This window comes from Actinomadura logoneensis, from assembly GCF_003428695.1.
GTDB classification, from domain to species: Bacteria; Actinomycetota; Actinomycetes; order Streptosporangiales; family Streptosporangiaceae; genus Spirillospora; species Spirillospora logoneensis.
The window spans coordinates 1-4,465 of sequence record NZ_QURH01000809.1; the positions used below are offsets into that span (position 1 = coordinate 1).

The 4,465-nt window shown below is 75.7% G+C and carries 4 protein-coding genes; 1 reads left to right on the plus strand and 3 read right to left on the minus strand.

Annotated elements, in window-relative coordinates; genetic code table 11:
- Nucleotides 1–123 precede the first annotated feature (123 nt).
- Nucleotides 124–1,299 (minus strand): NAD(P)/FAD-dependent oxidoreductase, encoded by a 1,176-nt coding sequence (locus tag DZF91_RS27845; RefSeq protein WP_117360101.1) that lies wholly within the window; start codon nt 1,297–1,299, stop codon nt 124–126.
- 266 nt (nt 1,300–1,565) lie between these two features.
- Here DZF91_RS27845 and DZF91_RS27850 point away from each other — a divergent pair, with 266 nt between their 5' ends.
- A complete protein-coding gene (locus DZF91_RS27850) occupies nt 1,566–1,874 on the plus strand; it encodes a hypothetical protein (RefSeq protein WP_147341418.1) in 309 nt (102 codons plus the stop codon).
- 36 nt (nt 1,875–1,910) lie between these two features.
- On the opposite strand, the gene DZF91_RS27855 is transcribed toward DZF91_RS27850, so the two are convergent.
- Entirely contained in the window at nt 1,911–2,678 is a 768-nt protein-coding gene (locus DZF91_RS27855) for a hypothetical protein (RefSeq protein ID WP_117360103.1), read from the minus strand.
- A gap of 243 nt (nt 2,679–2,921) precedes the next feature.
- The coding region (locus DZF91_RS27860) for an LCP family protein (RefSeq protein ID WP_199486946.1) at nt 2,922–4,465 on the minus strand (1,544 nt) is incomplete at its 5' end.

Below are 4,465 nucleotides of genomic sequence, written 5' to 3' on the forward strand. Positions count from 1 at the left end.
GCCGAACCGGCGCGCCAGGCGCCCGGCCGCGCCGCCGAGCCCGCCGCCGCCCCGGCCGAAGCCCGCTGAACCACGCCGGTCCGGCCGGTCCGCGTCGTCCGCGGGCGGTGGCGGCCGTGAAGGTCACAGCGACTCGCGGGCCTCGATCGCCTTGCGGAGCCGGGTCAGCTCCTTGGGGAAGTTCACCGTCGCCGCGCCCACGAGGACGCCCTCGCGGGTGAAGGCGACGGCGAACTTGCCGTCCTCGGGCGTGCCGGTGACGACGGTGCTCGCGTCGGCGACGTGCGGGAGCCCCGCGTACTGGATCCGCGTGCCGTGGACGCGCGTCCCGAGGGCCGGGACCTGGCTGAACGGCACCGCCTCGGACGGCCCGCGCAGCAGGTTCCGCGCGGCGGCGGCGCCCTGCTCGTTGGCGTTGGACCAGTGCTCGATCCGGACGGTCTCGTGCCCGAACAGCGTGTGCGGCCAGCGCGCGACGTCCCCGGCCGCGACGATGTCGCCGTGGCCGCGCGCGAACAGGCGCGAGTCGGTCACCACGCCGTCGTCCACGTGGACGCCGCTGCCCTCCAGCCACTCGGTGTTCGGCACGACGCCCGCGCCGAGGACGACCAGGTCGGCGGGGACGGTCCGGGAGCCGTCCAGCCGGACGCCGGTGACCCGCCCGCCCTCGCCGACCAGCTCCGCGACCCGGGTGTTGGTGACGAGCTCGACGCCGTGGGCGCGGTGGTGCCCGGCCAGCCAGGAGCCGACCGTCCGGCCGAGGACGCGGGTCATCGGCTCGGCCGCGTCCACGACGGTGACCTCGTGGCCCGCCGCGCGGGCGGTCGAGGCGACCTCGCCGCCGATGAAGCCGCCGCCGATGACGACGACGCGCCCCCGGACGTCGGCCAGCGCCTTGCGCAGCTCCAGCGCGTCGTCCAGGGTGCGGAGCACGTGGACCCCGGCGAGCGCCATCTGCTCCTCGGGCAGCCGGCGCGGGCGGGCGCCGGTGGCGATGACCAGGCCGTCGTAGCCGAGCTCGGCGCCGTCGTCCAGGGTGACCGTCCGGGCGGCGGTGTCGAGCCGGACGGCGGCGCGCCCGACCAGCCAGTCCGCCTCGATCTCCTCCGACCCGGCCAGGCTGACGTCGTCGTCGCCCTCCAGCACGCTCTTGGACAGCGGCGGCCGGTTGTACGGGCGGTGCGGCTCGGCCCCGACGAGGGTGAGCGCGCCCGCGAACCCCTCCTCGCGCAGCGTCACCGCGGCGCGCGACCCCGCCAGCGACGCCCCGACCACGACGATGCGCTCCTGAGTACCCACTTGATGCTCCTTACGGCTCGGATGACCGCTGGAACCATACCTATAGGGGGTAAGGGTAAGAAAGGTGTCCTGCGTCACATCGCGTCGCCCATCCGCCCGCCGTGCGGTCGCAGAGCCGCGCCTTGCTCTGACCCCGGTTCGGGAACGCCCGGGCGGCCCTGCCACAGAACGCGCCGGTTCCGCAGTGATCCACTCGAAGGAGAGGGCTTTCCCCATGCGTGGCCGATTCCGGTTCCGCGCGCCGCCCGCCGGGGCAGAGGCAGGGTGTGAGCGACCGGAAGGACTGTCCCGCCTGCAGCGGGGCGACGGAACAGCGGCTCGGGCCGCTTCGGCTGGCCTGCTTCTTCTGCCGGGGCGAGGGGCGCCTCGGCGAGGACGACGGTGCGGGCGAGGGGTACGGGCCGGTCGTCAGGCGCGCCGGGACGCCCGTCTGGGACCAGCTCGGCGCGGACATGATGCCGGGCTGCCGGGCGTGCCTCGGCGTCGGGCGCGTCATCAGCCTCGGCGGGGACGTGCGCGGCGGCAGGCCCGCCATCATGACCGAGGGCCCGTGCCCGGTCTGCGCCGACCGCTGACCGCGCCCGCTCGGCGCGCCGGGGCCGCCCGGCGGATCAGCGTGCGGGACGCGGGTCGGTGGGCGGGTCGGCGGGGTGCGGGGCGAGGAGCATCGGGGCCACCATGCGGGTCTCGCACATCTCGGCCAGCACCGCGTACGCGGGCTCGCCCATGAGCGCGACCAGCTCCGGGCGGTAGGTGACGTACAGCGGCTCGGCGGCGTCGTGCGCCGAGTGCGCGCTGGTGCACCACCAGTGCAGGCCGCCTCCGCCCGACCCCCACGTCCGCCGCTCGTACTCGGTGATCGACACGACGAGGACGCGGGTGCCGTCCGGACGGTCCCGCCACTCGAACGTGCGCCGGACGGGAAGCTGCCAGCACACGTCCGGCTTGTACTCCAGCGGCTCGCGGCCGTCCCGGACGGCCTGGGCGTGCAGGGCGCATCCGATACCGCCCTCGAACCCCGGCCGGTTCAGGAACACGCACGCGCCGTTCAGCACGCGGGTGCGCCGCCCGCCGCCGGGGACGGACGCCGTGAACCCGCCGCGCGTCCCGGCGCGGTGGTACTGCCACACCTCCGGCGTCAGCCGGGCGGCGTGCCCCGCCACCCGCCGCTCGTCGTCCTCGTCGCTGAAGTGCGCGCCCAGCGAGCAGCAGCCGTCCTCGGCGCGGCCGGGCACGATGCCCTGGCAGCCGCGCGCGAACAGGCAGTTCCAGCGCGAGGTCAGCCACGTCAGGTCGCAGCGGAACACCTGCTCGGCGTCCGCCGGGTCGGCGAACTCGATCCAGGCGCGCGGGAAGTCCGGGTCGGCCTCGTCGTCCATGCGTCCACATTCCCGCATGTCACGCCCGTATCGCTACCGCCGCGGGCAACGCCTTGGTCAAACGCCGGATCATGCCGGACCCGAACCGCTACCGCCCGCCCGCCCGCACGGACGCGACGGGGCGGGTGGCGGACGGTACGCGTGCGGACGGTACGGGCGTGGACGGTACGCGTGCAGGCGGGACGGGCGCGGACCGGTGCGGGACGGGCGCGGACCGGGCGTTCCCGGTGGGCGTCGCGCGGCTCAGTCGACGCAGGGGATGCCGCCGCCCTGCACCGCGCCGCCCTGCGCGCCCGTCGTCGGCAGCGTGGCGGTCGGCGCGGGGAGCGACCCGCCCGTACCCGCCCCGGACGGCACGTCCGCCGCGGGTCCGAGGACGACCCGGACACCGCCCGCCGGGAGCGACGGATCGGCGACGGCCCGCACGCCGAACCGCTCGGCGATGTGCCGACCCGCCGCCCCGGCCGACGGCCCGTACCGGACGGTCGTGCGCCTGCGCGGCGCGGCGTTGCCGACCCTGCCGGTGGTGTAGCCCTCCTGGGCCAGCGCGTTCGCGACCCGCGCGGCCAACCCGGCGTGCCCGCCGCCGTTCAGCACGTCCACGGTCGCCTTCGCGCCGCCGCCCGCACCGCCGCCCGCCGCGGTGGCCGGGGGCTGCTTGGGCGGGTTCAGGGTGTCGTGCACCATCGCCCGGATCTTCCTGGGGTTCACCAGGTTCACCGACTGCCGGCCGATGGTGCCGAACCCCTCGATGGGCAGCGTGTGGAACTCGACGTTCCCGCCTGTCAGGCTCTTGGCCTGCTGCGCGAATCCGAGGACGTCCCACCCGGAGTCGGTCACGACGTCCTTCTGCGCGACCTTCAGGAGGCTCCGCATGCGGCCGAGGTCGCCGAAGATGCCGTCCTGCTTGAGCTTGTGCGTGACGGCCGCGAGGAACGCCTGCTGCCGGTGCGTCCGGTCGAGGTCGCCGTTGGCGAGGCCGTGCCGCTGCCGGACGAACGCCAGCGCCTGCGCGCCGTCGAGGTGCCGCCGTCCGGCGGGGAAGTCCGCGCCGGAGTAGACGTCGCGGACCGGGTGGTTGAGGCAGACGTCCACGCCGCCGAGCGCGGTCGCCAGGTCGTAGAACCCGGCGAGGTTCACCTCGGCGAAGTGGTCGACGGGCACCCCCAGCAGGTCGCGGACGGTCGAGATCGTCGCCTTCCGCGCCGCCTCGCGCCCGGCCCGCTCCAGCCGGTGCCGGTCCTGCTCGCCGCGCGCGCGGAGCCGCTCCTCGGTGAAGGCCTTGGTGACGCCGTACGCCTCCTTGATCTTGCCGTGCTGCTGCGGCCCGACCGCGTCGGTGTAGTCCACGTAGTCGTCGCGCGGGATGGAGAACGCGGTCGCCCTGCCACCGTCGTTCGGGACGTGCAGCAGGATCAGCGTGTTGGTGTTGTAGCCGCCCACGCCCTCCTCGTTCACGCCGCGCGCGCTGCCCGCGTGCAGCTGCCGCAGAACCGCCCTCGGCAGCGGGTCGCCGTTCTGGTCTTTGCGCGAGTCGAGCCCGATGAGCAGGATGTTCGTCGCGCCGTCCGCGGACCTCGGGCCGTGCCCGAGCGCGTGCGACGAGCCGAGGCCGCGCAGGCTGTTCAGGACGAAGAACGACAGGCCGCTCGCCACCAGGACCGTCCCGGCGGCGACGCACGCGACCGCGTACGCGACGTTCCCGGCGGTCCGCCGCGCGCGCTCAGCGGGGGAGAGGTCGCGCCGGTCCGGACGCCGCCGCCGGGGACCGCCCGGCGCGGCCCGCC